The organism is Labrys miyagiensis, from assembly GCF_030160835.1.
GTDB lineage: Bacteria > Pseudomonadota > Alphaproteobacteria > Rhizobiales > Labraceae > Labrys > Labrys miyagiensis.
This window is the reverse complement of sequence record NZ_BSPC01000005.1, coordinates 453,044-468,122: the sequence shown is the minus strand read 5'-3', so window position 1 is coordinate 468,122 and position 15,079 is coordinate 453,044. Positions and strand designations below refer to the sequence as shown.

The 15,079-nt window shown below is 64.7% G+C and carries 11 protein-coding genes; 3 read left to right on the top strand and 8 right to left on the bottom strand.

Going from position 1 to position 15,079, the window contains the following annotated elements; all coding sequences use genetic code 11:
- Positions 1 to 20: 20 nt before the first annotated feature.
- Together QQL24_RS02885 and QQL24_RS02880 are read left to right on the top strand one after the other, a co-directional pair.
- On the top strand, positions 21 to 1,355 hold the full coding sequence (locus QQL24_RS02885; RefSeq protein ID WP_284310371.1) for a lytic murein transglycosylase: 1,335 nt from the start codon (positions 21 to 23) through the stop codon (positions 1,353 to 1,355).
- Between the two features lie 42 nt (positions 1,356 to 1,397).
- The gene (locus tag QQL24_RS02880) at positions 1,398 to 2,531 is read left to right on the top strand and encodes an SGNH/GDSL hydrolase family protein (RefSeq protein WP_284310370.1); all 1,134 of its coding nucleotides are present in this window, start codon (positions 1,398 to 1,400) and stop codon (positions 2,529 to 2,531) included.
- Positions 2,532 to 2,573: 42 nt separating this feature from the next.
- Here the strand turns inward: QQL24_RS02880 and QQL24_RS02875 are convergent, their stop codons facing one another.
- The 5 genes from QQL24_RS02875 to gltB all read right to left on the bottom strand — a co-directional run bounded on the left by QQL24_RS02875 (position 2,574) and on the right by gltB (position 10,334).
- Positions 2,574 to 2,882 carry a type II toxin-antitoxin system RelE/ParE family toxin gene (locus tag QQL24_RS02875; protein WP_284310369.1) on the bottom strand — a complete coding sequence of 103 codons (309 nt, stop codon included), beginning with the start codon at positions 2,880 to 2,882 and terminating at the stop codon, positions 2,574 to 2,576.
- A complete protein-coding gene (locus QQL24_RS02870; protein ID WP_284310368.1) occupies positions 2,875 to 3,162 on the bottom strand; it encodes a type II toxin-antitoxin system ParD family antitoxin in 288 nt (95 codons plus the stop codon). Before QQL24_RS02870 ends, QQL24_RS02875 begins: the two co-directional genes overlap by 8 nt.
- Positions 3,163 to 3,253: 91 nt before the next feature.
- A complete protein-coding gene (locus QQL24_RS02865) occupies positions 3,254 to 3,886 on the bottom strand; it encodes a LysE family translocator (RefSeq protein ID WP_284310620.1) in 633 nt (210 codons plus the stop codon).
- A 172-nt stretch (positions 3,887 to 4,058) separates the two neighbouring features.
- Positions 4,059 to 5,483, bottom strand: a complete 1,425-nt coding sequence (locus QQL24_RS02860) for a glutamate synthase subunit beta (RefSeq protein WP_284310367.1) — start codon at positions 5,481 to 5,483, stop codon at positions 4,059 to 4,061.
- Positions 5,484 to 5,588: 105 nt separating this feature from the next.
- Complete coding sequence (gene gltB / locus QQL24_RS02855; protein ID WP_284310366.1) at positions 5,589 to 10,334, bottom strand: glutamate synthase large subunit; 4,746 nt, start codon at positions 10,332 to 10,334, stop codon at positions 5,589 to 5,591.
- 580 nt (positions 10,335 to 10,914) lie between these two features.
- On the opposite strand from gltB, the gene QQL24_RS02850 reads away from it, so the two are divergent.
- Complete coding sequence (locus tag QQL24_RS02850; protein ID WP_284310365.1) at positions 10,915 to 11,106, top strand: hypothetical protein; 192 nt, start codon at positions 10,915 to 10,917, stop codon at positions 11,104 to 11,106.
- A 2-nt stretch (positions 11,107 to 11,108) separates the two neighbouring features.
- Here the strand turns inward: QQL24_RS02850 and QQL24_RS02845 are convergent, their stop codons facing one another.
- From QQL24_RS02845 to QQL24_RS02835, 3 genes are all read right to left on the bottom strand, one after another.
- Positions 11,109 to 12,113 (bottom strand): ABC transporter permease, encoded by a 1,005-nt coding sequence (locus QQL24_RS02845; RefSeq protein ID WP_284310364.1) that lies wholly within the window; start codon positions 12,111 to 12,113, stop codon positions 11,109 to 11,111.
- Positions 12,110 to 13,165, bottom strand: a complete 1,056-nt coding sequence (locus tag QQL24_RS02840; protein ID WP_284310363.1) for an ABC transporter permease — start codon at positions 13,163 to 13,165, stop codon at positions 12,110 to 12,112. The genes QQL24_RS02845 and QQL24_RS02840 overlap by 4 nt, the downstream gene beginning before the upstream one ends.
- 217 nt (positions 13,166 to 13,382) lie before the next feature.
- A complete protein-coding gene (locus QQL24_RS02835; RefSeq protein ID WP_284310362.1) occupies positions 13,383 to 14,891 on the bottom strand; it encodes a sugar ABC transporter ATP-binding protein in 1,509 nt (502 codons plus the stop codon).
- Positions 14,892 to 15,079 lie beyond the last annotated feature (188 nt).

Here is a 15,079-nt window from a genome sequence, read left to right as displayed (position 1 = left end):
CAGGATTCGAGGAGGCGCCAATGCCACGTGTGAACCCATCGCCCGCCGATAGCGCCGTCATTGCGAGCGCAGCGAAGCAATCCAGGACCACCGCCGCAACCTTCGGGCACCTGGATTGCTTCGCTGCGCTCGCAATGACGGCAAAACCTCCGCGCATGTTCATCATGGCGGTCTGCCTGTGCCTCTCGGCCCTTCCGGTCCTTGTTCTGTCGGCCACGCCGGCCCGCGCCGACAACTACCTGAATTTCATCACGCATCTCTGGCCGCGCGCCAAGGAGGCCGGCGTCTCGCGCGAGATCTTCGATGCCGCTTTCGCGGGGCTGGAGGTCGATCCCAAGGTGATCGCGCTTGCCGGGACGCAGCCCGAGTTCAACCAGACCATTCACGCCTATATCGATGGCCGCCTGACCGCCAACCGCATCGCCCAGGGCAAGGCGATGGCGCAGCGCTGGAAATCCTGGCTCGACAAGGCAGAGGCCCAATATGGCGTGGACCGCTATGTCATCCTGGCGATCTGGTCGCTGGAGAGCAATTACGGTGCCTCGCCGGGCGATTCCGACATCATCCGCTCGCTCGCCACTCTCGCCTGCTGCACCACCAAACGCCCCGAGCTCTTCCGCGACGAGTTGATCGCCGCCCTCAATATCCTGCAGGAGCACGACATCACGCCCCGTGGCATGACCGGCTCCTGGGCCGGTGCGCTCGGCCAGGTGCAGTTCATGCCGTCCAGCTTTCTGAAATATGCCGTGGACATGGACGGCGACGGCAAGCGCGACGTCTGGGAAGACGAGCCGGATGTCATCGGCTCCATCGCCAACTACCTCAAGCAGCATGACTGGGACGCCGGTAAGCGCTGGGGCTATGAGGTGAAGCTGCCGGCAAAGTTCGATTTCACCGCCATCAACGACCATGACGGCGGCCCGGCCTCAGCCTGGGCCAAGCTCGGCGTCATGCGTGTGGACGGCCAGAAGCTGCCGGGCGCGGACAAGGCCTGGCTGTTCCTGCCGGCCGGCGCCAAGGGTCCGGCCTTCCTGATCTTCCAGAACTACTGGGCGATCAAGACCTACAACATCTCCGATTCCTACACGCTGTCAGTGGGCCTGCTCGCCGACCGCATTCGCGGCATCGACGCTCTCAAGGGCAGCTGGCCGGCGCAAGAGACGACGCTCAACCACAGCCAGATCAGCGCGATGCAGACGAAATTGAAGGCGCTCGGCTATCCCATCGACACCATCGACGGCAAGATCGGCCCTTCGGCGCGCACGGCCCTGCGCAGTTGGCAGGCCAAGGCCGGACTTGTTGCGGACGGCTATCCCACGCCCGCCGTGCTGCAGAAGCTGAGCGAAGCGAAATAGGCTATGATAGGGTTTCGCAAAACGGCCTGATCCGGCAAGACCTTGACGAAGCGCTTCCTCCTCCTCGCTCTCCTCGCTTTGGCCGCCTTCGGCCTGGCGCAGCTTGCCGTGCATGCGCGCAGTGGCGGCGACACGCCGGGCGAGGCGCTGCGGCAATATAACGAGATGCAGGACAGGGTCCGCGCCAACAATGCGCGCCCGGCGCCGGTGCGGCGAACCAAGGTGCGCGCCTCGCCTTTCTCGATGCCGAAGCCCATCGCCCCCGTGCTGGCGCCCACCGTCCCGCCTTCCCTCTTCGTGCATGTCATCGGCGATTCGCTGGCCGACCAACTCGCCAAGGGGTTGACCGACGTGCTCGACGACCGGCCCGACATCGCCATCGCCGATGATGCCAAGGCCGATACCGGCCTGGTGCGCACGGATTTCTACGACTGGAACAAGGCGGTGGCCGATCTCCTCGCCGCCAACGCACAGATCGATGCGGTGGTGGTGCTGGTCGGCTCCAACGACCGCCAGACCATCCGTGACGGCGACACAAGGCTCGATCCGCAGTCGGAGGAATGGGAGACAGCCTATGCCAAGCGCATCGATGCCCTGCTGGCGCCGCTGAAGGCGAGAGGCATCAAGATCTTCTGGGTCGGCCTGCCGCCGATGCGCAGCGACGATCTCAGCGCCGGCATGGTCAGGCTCAACAGCCTCTATCGCAAGCAGGTGGCGGAAGCCGGCGGCATCTATGTCGATATCTGGGACGGCTTCGTGAATGGCGACGGCAGCTACGCCGCCAGCGGCACCGGCCTCGATGGCCAGCCCGCCCGCCTGCGCCGGCCTGATGGCGTGCATTTCTCGGACGAGGGCGCCCGCATCGCCGCACATTTCCTGGAAGGCGACCTCAGGCGCGTGCTGGGTGACGCTCCACCAGCCCCGGTGATCGCCACGGCTCCCGTGGCCGAGCCGACAACGGATGCACCTGGCGAAACGCCGGCGCCGGAGAAGCCGGAATACGGCCCGGTGCTGCCGCTCGACGCCTATGAGACCACGCCGGGCGGCGCATTGCTGGGCGGCGCGGCTACAAAATCGACGGGCAGCGCCGATCCAAGCGTGACCAAGGTGCTGCAGCAGGGCGGGAGCCTGCCGGCCCGCGAGGGCCGAGCGGATGATTTCCGTTGGCCAAATTGATCCCAGGTTCTGCCCTGCGCTGGCAATTACCTTGTGGGCCGCTCAGAACCCGTCATCGTCCTGCATGACGGCATTGAAATCGCGACCACCGGAGAGAACCCGACCGATGACAACGGTCTGCCCGACAATGCGATAACAGACAACGACCTTGCCGAACATCGGAAGAATACGCAGGTCCTGCCTTATCTCGCTGCGAGACGGCCCGAGCATTGGATGCTCACACAAGGAACGACACCTGGCTCTGATGTCGGCGACATAACTCGCAGCTCGTCGTGGGCTATCCTGTTCGATGGCATCGTAAATGGAATCGAGATCCGCGATCGCCGCAGGCCGGTAGATCAACTCAAGCATGATCTTTGCGAGTTGCCAAAGACCGCCTCAACCTCTCCTCGAAGTGCCGATCAACTTCCGCCCCGCTCAAAGAGGGACGGGGATCATTATCGGCTTCATCGATCTTGGCGCGAATGGCTGCAAGTCTTTCTTCTCGCGCCTGTTCCCTTTCTTGCCAGGAACGCATGGCTTCCCTGATCACTTCGCTGTTTGAAGCATAGCGACCCTCCTCGACCTTGGCACGAATCAAACGCGCCATTTCGGCCGGAAGCGTGATGCTCAAACGTTCGACACCCTGCATGGAAGATCTCCCTCAATAGCAAGATTTGTAGCATATAGTATTACTTCATGCCACAAGACTAAAGGGGGAGACAGGTATTCGCACTCCAGCGTTACCGCCGCGCCGTGTCCAGCGCCATGCGTGCCGCCAGCCCCATCAGCACCGTACCCATCAGCCAGCGCTGCACCGTGGTCCAGAGCGGACGGCCGGCGAGGAAGGCCGAGATCGTGCCCGCCATTACCACGAAGAGCGCGTTGAAGAAGGCGCTGGTGGCGATCTGGATCAGGCCGAGCTGCAGGGTCTGGCCGAGCACATTGCCGCCGTGATCGACGAATTGCGGCAGCAGCGACAGATAGAGCGCCGCGATCTTCGGGTTCAGCAGACTGGTGAACAGGCCCATGCCAAAGAGCCGGCGCGGCGAATCCGGCTTGAGTTCGCGCACCTCGAAGGGCGAGCGGCCGCCGGGCTTCAACGCCTGCCAGGCCATCCAGGCGAGGTAGGCGGCACCGGCGAGGCGCAGCACGTCATAGGCGACCGGCACGGCCAGCAGCAGCGCCGTAATACCGAAGGCCGTGAGCAGCATGTAGACGAGAAAGCCCGTGACCACGCCGCCCAGCGAGATCAGCCCGGCCAGGCGCCCCTGGCAGATCGAGCGCGAAACCAGATAGGCCATGTTCGGGCCGGGCGTCAGCACCATGCCGACAGCGACAGCGGTGAAGGTGAGGATGGTGGCGAGGGAAAGCATGCTGGGATCTCGGGTCATCCCGGACGTATCCTCACAGGCTTCGCCTGTGAGTGGCGGCACGAAGTGACGCTTCGCAGATCCGGGACCGCGTGAGGAGTAGGCACAGTTCTGGATACGGTCCCGTGTCTGCACCGCATCATTACATGCTGCGGTGCGCACGGGATGACACCAGTCAACGCGGCAGGGTCGTGGCACCCATGAGCGCCTCGTCGATCGCCCGCGCTGCCTGGCGGCCTTCGCGGATGGCCCACACCACCAGGGACTGGCCGCGGCGCATGTCGCCGGCCGCGAAAACCTTGTCCATCGAGGTGCGGTAGTCCCTGTCGGTGGCCGAGACATTGCCGCGCTTGTCGAGATCGACACCCGACTGGTCGATCATGCCTTGCTTGACGGGGCCGGAAAAGCCGAGCGCGATGAACACGGCATCGGCGCGGATCACGGTCTCCGTGCCCTCGATCGGCCGGCGCTTCTCGTCGGCCTTGGCGATCTTCACGCCGGTGACGCGGCCGTTCTTGCCGACGAGACCGAGCGTCACCGCCTGGAACTCGCGCTCGGCGCCTTCGGCCTGCGAGGAGGAGGTGCGCATCTTGGTCGGCCAATAGGGCCAGATGGCGAGCTTGTCTTCCTTCTCGGGCGGGCGCGGGCGGATGTCGAGCTGCGTCACTGAAATGGCGCCCTGGCGGAAGGAGGTGCCGACGCAGTCGGAGGCCGTGTCGCCGCCGCCGATGACCACGACATGCTTGCCCGTGGTGAGCAGCGGCTCTTCCTTGCTGATATCCTCGCCGCCGACGCGGCGGTTGCTCTGCACGAGATAGGGCATCGCAAATTGCACGCCTTCGAGCTCGGCGCCCGGCAAGGCCGGATCGCGCGGGTGCTCGGCGCCGCCCGCCATCAGCACGGCGTCGTGCTGGCCCTTGAGGTCGGCGAAGCTCATGGTGACCCCGACATTGACGCCGTAGTGGAAGGTGACGCCCTCGGCCTCCATCTGGCGCACGCGGCGCTCGATATGGTGCTTTTCCATCTTGAAGTCAGGGATGCCATAGCGCAGCAGGCCGCCGGCGCGGGGTTCGCGCTCATAGACATGCACGTCATGGCCGGCGCGGGCAAGCTGCTGGGCGGCGGCCATGCCGGCGGGGCCGGAACCGACGACCGCGACCTTCTTGCCGGTCCTCGCCTTGGCGATCTCGGGCTTGATCCAGCCCATCGACCAGGCCTTGTCGGCAATCGACTGCTCGATCGTCTTGATGGTCACCGGCACGTCCTCGAGGTTGAGCGTGCAGGCCTCCTCGCAGGGCGCCGGGCAGATGCGGCCGGTGAACTCCGGGAAATTGTTGGTGGAGTGCAGGTTGCGCGCCGCCTCCTCCCAGTCGTCCTGGTAGACGAGGTCGTTCCAGTCCGGGATCTGGTTGTTCACCGGACAGCCGGTCGGGCCGTGGCAGTAGGGAATGCCGCAATCCATGCAGCGCGCCGCCTGCTTGGCCACGTCCTTGTCGTCGAGCGGAAGGGTGAACTCGCGATAATGGCGGATACGATCCGCCGCCGGCATGTACTTCTGGTCCTGCCGGTCGATTTCAAGAAAACCTGTTGCCTTGCCCATATCAAATTCCCCCGGTCGAACCGGATGCGCGCCGCGCTATCCGGGGCCGAAACAAAATCCCTCTATCCCGGGCGCATAGGCCCGGGATGATGACAATCCTTCCGGTCACTCCGCTGCCATCAGCGTGCGGGCCCTCTCCATCTCGCGCAAGGCGCGCCGATATTCCACCGGCATGACCTTGACGAAGCGGGTGCGATAAGTCGCCCAATCGTCCAGCATGGTCTGCGCCAGCGTCGAGCCTGTGTAATGCAGGTGGTTCTCGATCATCTTGCGCAGGCGCTCCTCGTCATAGCGGCCCATGTCGCCGGAGACGTCGATACGGCCCTTGAACTCGAGGTCGCCGCCATGATGGTGCAGGCGTTCCATCAGGTCCTCTTCCTCTTCCACCGGTTCGAGGTCGACCATAGACAGGTTGCAGCGCTTGGCGAAGCTCTGGTCCTCGTCATAGACATAGGCAACGCCGCCGGACATGCCGGCCGCGAAGTTGCGGCCCGTCTGCCCCAGCACCACCACCACGCCGCCGGTCATATATTCGCAGCCATGGTCGCCGGTGCCCTCGACCACCGCGGCCGCGCCGGAATTGCGCACGGCGAAGCGCTCGCCCGCCACGCCGCGGAAGTAGCACTCGCCCGAGATGGCGCCATAGAGCACGGTGTTGCCGACGATGATCGACTTCTCCGGCACCGCCAGCGTGTCGGGATGCGGCTTGATGATGATGCGCCCACCGGAAAGGCCCTTGCCGACATAGTCGTTGGCCTGGCCCACCAGAGTGAGATCGACACCGGCCGCGAGGAAGGAGCCGAAGCTCTGCCCGGCGGTACCCGTCAGGTTCACCTTGATGGTGCCGTCGGGCAGGCCTTCATAGCCGTAGCGCAGCGCGACCTCGCCCGACAGCATGGCGCCGGCGGTGCGATCGACATTGGTGATCCTGCCCTCGATCACGACCTCGCGGCCATAGTCGAGCGCCGGCGCGGCCTCGGCGATGAAGCCGCGGTCGAGCACGGTGTCGATCGGATGCTTCTGCTTCTCCTCATGGCGGATGCCGACATTGGCCGGCACGTCGACCTTGTGGAAGAGCCTGGTGAAGTCGAGGCCCTTGGCCTTCCAGTGCTCGATGGCGTCCTGCTTGTCGAGCAGGTCGGAGCGGCCGATCAGCTCGTCAAGCTTGCGGAAGCCGAGCTCGGCCATCAGCTCGCGTACTTCCTCGGCGACGAAGAAGAAATAGTTGATGATGTGCTCGGGCGTGCCTTTGAAGCGCTTGCGCAGGACGGGATCCTGCGTTGCCACGCCCACCGGGCAGGTGTTGAGGTGGCACTTGCGCATCATGATGCAGCCGGCCGCGATCAGCGGGGCCGTGGAGAAGCCGAATTCGTCGGCGCCAAGCAGCGCGCCGATGATGACGTCGCGGCCGGTGCGCAGGCCGCCATCGACCTGCAGCCGCACGCGCGAGCGCAGGCGGTTGAGCACCAGCGTCTGCTGGGTTTCGGCCAGGCCGATCTCCCACGGCGAACCGGCATGCTTGATCGAGGTCAAAGGCGAGGCGCCCGTGCCACCCTCGAAGCCGGAGATGGTGATGTGGTCGGCGCGTGCCTTGGCGACGCCGGCGGCGACCGTGCCGACGCCGACTTCCGAGACGAGCTTGACCGAGACATCGGCTGCCGGGTTGACGTTCTTCAGATCGAAGATCAGCTGGGCCAGGTCCTCGATCGAATAGATGTCGTGATGCGGCGGCGGCGAGATCAGGCCGACGCCCGGGGTCGAGTGGCGCACCTTGGCGATGACCGCATCGACCTTGTGCCCAGGCAACTGGCCGCCCTCGCCCGGCTTGGCGCCCTGCGCGACCTTGATCTGCATCATGTCGGCATTGACGAGATACTCAGCCGTGACGCCGAAGCGGCCTGAGGCGACCTGCTTGATGGCCGAGCGCTTGGAGCGCCCGTCGGGCAGGATCTTGAAGCGCTCGGCTTCCTCGCCGCCCTCGCCGGTGTTGGACTTGCCGCCGATGGCGTTCATGGCGATGGCCAGCGATTCATGGGCCTCACGCGAGATCGAACCGAAGGACATCGCGCCGGTGACGAAGCGCCTCACAAGTTCCTTAGCCGGCTCGACATCGGCGAGCGGCACCGGTGCCATGCCACGTTCCGCAGCAGTCTTGATGCGGAACAGGCCGCGCAGGGTCTGCAGGTGGCCGTCTTGCGCGTTGATGACCTGCGCGAAGTCGCGATAGCGATCCTGCGCATTTGTGCGCACCGCATGCTGGAGCGTGGCGACGCTGTCCGGCGTCCAGACATGGTCCTCGCCGCGGATGCGGTAGCCATATTCGCCGCCGACATCGAGTGCATTGCGGTAAACCGGTGCGTCGGAGAAAGCGTCCTTGTGCCGGGACACCGCTTCGGCAGCGATCTCGTTGAGGCCGACGCCCTCGATCATGGTGGCCGTGCCGAAGAAGAATTCCTCGACCAGCGCCGAGGACAGGCCCACGGCGTCGAAGATCTGGGCGCCGCAATAGGACTGGTAGGTCGAGATGCCCATCTTGGACATCACCTTCAAGACGCCCTTGCCGATCGACTTGATGTAGCGCTTGACCACCTCGTACTCGTCGACCTCCTCCGGGAAATCGAGCTGGGCATGCATGGCCGCCAGCGTCTCGAAGGCGAGATAGGGGTTGATGGCCTCCGCGCCATAGCCGGCGAGACAGCAGAAATGATGGATCTCACGGGCTTCGCCGGTTTCCACGACGAGGCCGGCCGCCGTGCGCAGGCCGCGGCGGATGAGATGATGATGCACCGCCGCCGTCGCCAGCAGGGCCGGGATCGGAATGCGATCGGGGCCGGTCTGGCGGTCGGACAGGATGATGATGTTGTAGCCGCCATGCACGGCCGCCTCGGCGCGCTCGCAGAGGCGATCGAGCGACCCGCGCATGCCCTCGGCGCCTTGCGTGGCCGGATAGGTCATATCGAGCGTCTTGGTGTCGAAGCGTTCCTCGACATGGCCGATGCAGCGGATCTTCTCCAGATCCTCATTGGTGAGGATGGGCTGGCGCACTTCGAGCCGCTTCTTGCGCGAGGTGCCCTCGAGATCGAGGATGTTCGGGCGCGGGCCGATGAACGACACCAGGCTCATCACCAATTCCTCGCGGATCGGATCGATCGGCGGGTTGGTGACCTGCGCGAAGTTCTGCTTGAAATAGGTGTAGAGCAGCTTCGACTTGTCGGAGAGCGCCGAGATCGGCGTGTCCGTGCCCATCGAGCCCACGGCTTCCTGGCCCGTGGTCGCCATGGGCGGCAGCAGGAGCCTGATGTCTTCCTGGGTGTAGCCGAAGACTTGCTGGCGATCGAGCAGCGACACGTCGGTACGCGAGGCGCGCGCCTCCACCGGGCGCAGATCCTCCAGCACGATCTGGGTACGCTTCAGCCAGTCGCGGTAGGGATTGGCCGTGGCGAGCGAAGCCTTCATCTCGTCATCGGAGACGATGCGGCCCTCCTCCAGATCGATCAGCAGCATCTTGCCGGGCTGCAGGCGCCACTTCTCGACGATGTCTTCTTCCGGGATCGGCAGCACGCCGAATTCGGAGGCGAGCACGACCAGCCCGTCCCTGGTGACGAGATAGCGCGCGGGGCGAAGGCCGTTGCGGTCGAGCGTGGCGCCGATCTGCCGGCCATCGGTGAAGACCACGGCCGCCGGCCCGTCCCAGGGCTCCATGAGGGCGGCGTGATATTCATAGAAGGCGCGCCGGTCCTCGGACATCAGCGGGTTGCCCGCCCAGGCCTCGGGAATCAGCATCATCATGGCATGGGCGAGCGAATAGCCGCCCTGCACCAGGAATTCGAGCGCGTTGTCGAAGCAGGCGGTGTCGGACTGGCCCTCATAGGAGATCGGCCAGAGCTTGCCGATATCGTTGCCGAACAGCTCCGAATCGACCGAGGCCTGGCGAGCCGCCATCCAGTTCACATTGCCGCGCAGCGTGTTGATTTCGCCGTTATGCGCGACCATGCGGTAGGGATGGGCCAGCGTCCAGCTCGGGAAGGTGTTGGTCGAGAAGCGCTGATGCACGAGCGCGATGGCGCTCTGGAAGCGCTCGTCGGTGAGATCCCTGAAATAGTCGCCGAGCTGGGTCGCGAGCAGCATGCCCTTATAGGTGATGGTGCGGCTCGACACCGAGACGGGATAGAAGCCCGCCGTCTGCGGCTTGCGCTCGACATCGTTGTAGATGGTGTTCGAGATCACCTTGCGGATGATGAACAGGCGCCGCTCGAACTCGTCCTGGTCGGGCGTGGCGGCCGAGCGACCGATGAAGGCCTGCATATGGATGGGCTCGGTCGGCAGCACGCTTTCGCCCAGGCCCGAATTGTCGACGGGCACGGCGCGCCAGCCGAGGAAGACTTCGCCTTCGTCGGCCACGACCTTCTCGACCACGCGCATGGCATGCACGCGGCCTTCCTCGTTCCTCGGCAGGAAGAAGAAGCCGACGGCATAGTCGCCGGGTTCAGGCAGCGTGAAGCCGAGCGCCTGGCACTCGGCGGCGAAGAAATCATGCGGGATCTGGATCAGCATGCCGCAGCCATCCCCGGCCTTCGGGTCTGCGCCAACGGCGCCGCGATGGTCGAGATTGTGCAGGATCTGCAGGGCCTGGGAGATGATCTTATGGCTCTTGCGGTTCTTCATGTCGGCAATGAAGCCGACGCCGCAGGAATCCTTCTCATTGGCCGGATCGTAGAGGCCCTGGGCCTGCGGCAGGCCGGGATCTCGTACGATCAGACGGTCTTTCGCCACGGCCGCATTGGTTTTCGTCGCGGCTTCAATCGCCGCTGTCGAAACCGTCTGCCGTCCGTGTTCGAAGATCGCGCTCATCGCCTGTCTCCCTCTCTGCCTCGATCACCAATAAACTGTCTGCCGGACACTCAGCCGCCCTGATCGCCTGCCCATGCAATTGCCGGGCCGCGACTATGCCGCCTGATTGTCCTTATTGCACTACTATGTGTCGCTTAGCCGATACCAGCTTTGCTTCACACATTGTCGCAGAGCCAAACGGAAAACCCGTACTCACTTTTCCTGGCTTTGCTCCATGCTGCACCGCTTTGCGCTGAAACGCGAGAGGGCAGTTCTTGTCCTACGGCGTGGCCGGGCCTGTGGGCCATCTTCGGCTTATCCGCGTGCCGCCAGCCTGAACCGCAGCGGCATCCCTAATGGGACAGCATAGCTGTCCTAATATGGAAGGGTGACATGACACATTTCCAAGCAGGGGACAAGCACATAAAAGCGCCAGCGCGACGTTTTCTTTCGCGCCGAGGCCATGCAGCAGCAAGAAACGAAATGTGATCACAGGGCGGAGCGACAGAGTGTTCCAGCAAATGCGAAGCCGAAGCCCTTTGGCAGGGCAGATCGCCTCGGCTGCGCGCAAAACTGGAAGGTGTTTCCAGTGGCTTGCAGCATGCATCTGTTCTCCGAGATCGACGGCGTCGGCATGCGTAGCGTCAACGGCTACTTGCTGCCCAAAGGCGAATTCCGGCCGCAGTTCCATGTCCAGTGCCAGCACGCGGTGCTGCCTGTTGTCGACGACCTGCCGCATTACAAAGGCTTTCCAGCGGCTTTCGGCGGACGGGAGGAGTTCGTTGCCTGGTAGGCCTACTGCGCCCGCATCCCCAGCACCCGCCGCACGATGATCGGCAGAGCGATGGCGGCCACCAGCAACACGCCCAGGATCACGTTGATGACGATGCCGGGCACGTTGATCAGCGTGAGGCCGAAGGTCGTCAGGCCGAGCACGAAGACGGCGATCACCACGCCCGGGATGGTGCCGGAACCGCCGGCGATCGACATGCCGCCGAGCACCGCCACGGTCACCACTTCGAGTTCCCAGCCGAGCGCGATATTGGGGCGGGTCGAGCCGATGCGGGCGGTAAGCAGGGCCGAGGCGAGGCCCGAGAGCAGGCCCGTCAGCACGAAGAGCAGGAAGCGGATGCGGTTGACCGGGATGCCCGAGAAGCGCGCCGCCACCGGATTGTTGCCGATGGCATAGAGCATGCGGCCCCAGGGCGTGAAATGCACCACGATCGCGAAAATCAGCGCCAGCACCAGGAAGAGGATGAAGGCGAGATAGAGTGGCGGGGTCTGGATGATGTAGCCCTGGGCGAGGCTGGTATACTCGTCCGGATAGGTGGTGATGGCCTGGTCGCCCAGCACGACCTGGGCGATGCCGCGATAGAGCGACATGGTGCCGATGGTCACCACGATCGAGGGCAGACCGAAGCCGGTCACCAGCCAGCCATTGAAGGCACCGCAGACGATACCGACGAGGATGCCCACCCCGATCAGCGGCGCCGGCCCATAGCCCGCCTGTGCGGCATAACCGATGGCGAGCGAGCAGAGCGCCACGGTGGCGGCGACCGAAAGGTCGATCTCGCGGGTGAGGATGAGGAGCGCCATGCCGAGCGCGATGATCGCCTTCTCCGAGAAGTTCTGCGTCATGTCGGAGAGGTTGTAGACATCGAGGAAGTAGGGCGATCCAACAGCGTTCACGACGATGACGAGCACCAGCAGGATGCACAGGATCGTCTCCCAGCGCAGCAGCCAGTCGGTCAGGCGCCAGGGCGCGCGGTCGAGGACCTGGTAGCGGGTCTGTTCGCTCATGAGCGCACTCCCTCTCGCGCAGCGGCGCGGCGGCGCGCCTCGGGCAGGATAAGCTTGCCCTGCCTGCGTTCGGCCCTGGCATTGACCACCACGGCAGCGAGGATCACCGCGCCCGAGATCGCCATCTGCCAGAAGGGCGAGATATTGATCACCGGCAGCGCATTGACGACGACACCGAGAAAGAGCGCGCCGAGCAGCGCCCCGGTGACCGAGCCGATGCCGCCGCCGATCGAGACGCCGCCGATGACGCAGGCCGCGATGACGCTGAGCTCATAGCCGAGCGCGATCTCTGTATAGGCGATGCCGAAGCGCGCCACCCACAGATAACCGCACAGGCCCGAAACGGCGCCCGACAGGGTGAACACCAGCAATTGCTGGCGCGAGAGGTCAATGCCGCAATAGCGCGCCGCGATGGGATTGCCGCCCACCGCATAGAGGCCACGCCCCACCGTGGTGAAGCCGAGGAAGATGGCCATCAGCACGGCGACGGCGACAGCGAGGCAGACCAGGCTGGAAATATGGAGGTTGGGAGTCTGCAGGCCGAAGATATGGAGGCTGGGAATATTGAGCACGATGGCATGCGGAAAGGCGAGGAAGGCCGACGTCATCAAATCCGACGAGATCCATTTGCCGCCCGAGACGATGAAGACGAGGCCACGATAGATGGCGAGCGTGCCGAGGGTCACCACGATGGGTGGAATGCCGATCCAGGCGATGAAGACGCCATTGAGGAAGCCGAAGAAGGTGCCGACGGCAATCGCCACCAGGATGACGATGAAGATGGGCACGTTCGGTGCCCAGATCGAGAACAGCGCGGCCACCATGCCGCTCAAAGCAAGATTGGCCGCCACCGACAGGTCGATGCCACGGGTGAGGATCACCGCCATCTGCGCCAGAGCGAGCATGGCGAGGATGGTGGTGTCGTCGAGCAGGGAACTGAGGGAATCCCCGCTCAGGAACACCGGCGCGCGCAGGCCGATGGCGAGAATCATGCCTGCGACGATGAGGGCGAGGATGATCTCGCGGCCATAGCGCCGCCAAATTCCTGTCATGTCGACGATCCTTTCAGAAAGAGGCGGATCGTCATTCCGACCGAAGAGCCGGAATCCATGAACAGCGCGCTCGACGAACGGACCGAAGGCCGATCACCGGTCCGGAGAAGCCGGTGGTCGTGGATTCCGGCTCTTCGGCCGGAATGACGGCGCCACCCCGCACCCCGAACGCCATCATTTTCCTGACTCCGCGCCGGGAAGGACAGTCTCTTCTCACTCATGCATGGCCTCCCGTTGCGGCGGTGACGATGGCGGCGGCGTCCATGTCGGCGCGGGCGAATTCCCTGACGATGCGGCCCTCATGCATCACCAGGATGCGGTCCGACATGCCCATCACCTCCGGCAGTTCGGAGGAAATCAGCACCACGGCGAGACCCTCCGCGGCGAGATCGACCATGAAGTCGTGCACTGCCGCCTTGGAGCCGACATCGATGCCCTTAGTCGGCTCGTCCAGGATAATCACCTTCGGGTTGGTCGCCAGCCATTTGGCGATCACCACCTTCTGCTGGTTGCCGCCGGAGAGTTCCTGCAGGCGCTGGTCCCAGGAGGCCGCCTTGACGGAGAGACGCGTGCCGAGGCGGCGGGTGTCCTGGATCTCGGAAGCGAGCGAGAGGAAGCCGCCGCGGGCGTGGCGGAAGAGGCTTGCCAGCGTGGTATTCTCGCGCACGCCGAAAGGCAGCACCGCGCCCTGGATCTGGCGGTCCTCCGGCACATAGGCGATGCCGGCGGTGATGGCGTCGGCCGGCGTGCGGATCGACAGGGGCTTGCCGGCAAGGCTGATCTCGCCTGCGCTGGGCTTGCTGATGCCGAACACGGCCTGCATCGCCTCCGAGCGGCCGGCGCCGACGAGGCCGTAAAGGCCGAGGATCTCGCCCTTGCGCAAGACAAAGGAGATGTCGGCGAATTCGGTGGGGTTGGAGAGGTTCTTCACCTCCAGCGCGACGTCGCCGATCGGCACCTCGCGCTTGGGGAAGACCTGCTCGATCGAACGGCCCACCATCAGCCGCACGAGCTGGGGCGGATTCGCCTCCGAGATGGCGCCCTCGCCGACATGCTCGCCGTCGCGCAGGCAGAGCCAGCGGTCGGCGACGCGGAAGATCTCCTCGAATTTGTGCGAGATGAACAGGATGGCCCGCCCCTCGGCCTTGAGCTGGGCGATGATGCGGAAGAGATCGTCGATCTCGCGGGCCGAAAGCGCGGCGGTGGGTTCGTCCATGATGACGATGCGCGCCTCGTGCGAGAGCGCGCGGGCGATCTCCACCAGATGCTTCTGCGCGACGCCGAGCGCTTTCAAGGGCTCGGCCGGATCGATGTCGCTGTCGAGGCGCTTGAGTAATTCGCGCGTGCGGCTGTGGACGGCGCCCCAGTCGACCAGGCCGCCCGCACCCTTGGGCATATGGCCCATGAAGACATTCTCGGCCACCGAGAGCTCATCGAACATGATGGTCTCCTGGTGGATGGCGGTGATGCCAGCCGCCCAGGCGTCACGCGGGCTCGAAAAGCTCACCGCTTCACCGCCGACGCGGATCTCACCCTCGTCGGGCGTGTAGATGCCGGTGAGGATCTTCACGATGGTGGACTTGCCGGCTCCGTTCTCGCCGAGCAGCGCCGTCACCTGGCCGGGATAGAGGGTGAGGTGGGTGTCATGCAAAGCCCGCACGCCGGGAAAACGCTTGGACACGCCAGTCAGGGAGAGAAGCGGGGTATCGGCGGAGGCAGAGGGCATAAAGGGGTCCAGCTAGGCGCGGCTTGCCTCCCCCACGAAGCTGGGGGAGGTCGCGCACACAAGTTGTGTGCGCTACATTGCGAAGCAATGACGGAGGGGGGTGTGGTCAGGATAAGGCACGGGAAATGGAACCCCAGGGCGCGGTCGCAGTGCCCTATCCTGGCCACACCCCCTCCGAGCCGACTTCG

What these genes read in the sequence shown, in the direction of transcription:
- QQL24_RS02865 (WP_284310620.1), bottom strand. Translation starts at nt 3,886, where the DNA reads ATGCTTTCCCTCGCCACCATCCTCACCTTCACCGCTGTCGCTGTCGGC.
- QQL24_RS02845 (WP_284310364.1), bottom strand. Translation starts at nt 12,113, where the DNA reads ATGAGCGAACAGACCCGCTACCAGGTCCTCGACCGCGCGCCCTGGCGC.
- QQL24_RS02885 (WP_284310371.1), top strand. Translation starts at nt 21, where the DNA reads ATGCCACGTGTGAACCCATCGCCCGCCGATAGCGCCGTCATTGCGAGC.
- QQL24_RS02870 (WP_284310368.1), bottom strand. Translation starts at nt 3,162, where the DNA reads ATGCAGGGTGTCGAACGTTTGAGCATCACGCTTCCGGCCGAAATGGCG.
- QQL24_RS02860 (WP_284310367.1), bottom strand. Translation starts at nt 5,483, where the DNA reads ATGGGCAAGGCAACAGGTTTTCTTGAAATCGACCGGCAGGACCAGAAG.
- QQL24_RS02850 (WP_284310365.1), top strand. Translation starts at nt 10,915, where the DNA reads ATGCATCTGTTCTCCGAGATCGACGGCGTCGGCATGCGTAGCGTCAAC.
- QQL24_RS02875 (WP_284310369.1), bottom strand. Translation starts at nt 2,882, where the DNA reads ATGCTTGAGTTGATCTACCGGCCTGCGGCGATCGCGGATCTCGATTCC.
- gltB (WP_284310366.1), bottom strand. Translation starts at nt 10,334, where the DNA reads ATGAGCGCGATCTTCGAACACGGACGGCAGACGGTTTCGACAGCGGCG.
- QQL24_RS02840 (WP_284310363.1), bottom strand. Translation starts at nt 13,165, where the DNA reads ATGACAGGAATTTGGCGGCGCTATGGCCGCGAGATCATCCTCGCCCTC.
- QQL24_RS02835 (WP_284310362.1), bottom strand. Translation starts at nt 14,891, where the DNA reads ATGCCCTCTGCCTCCGCCGATACCCCGCTTCTCTCCCTGACTGGCGTG.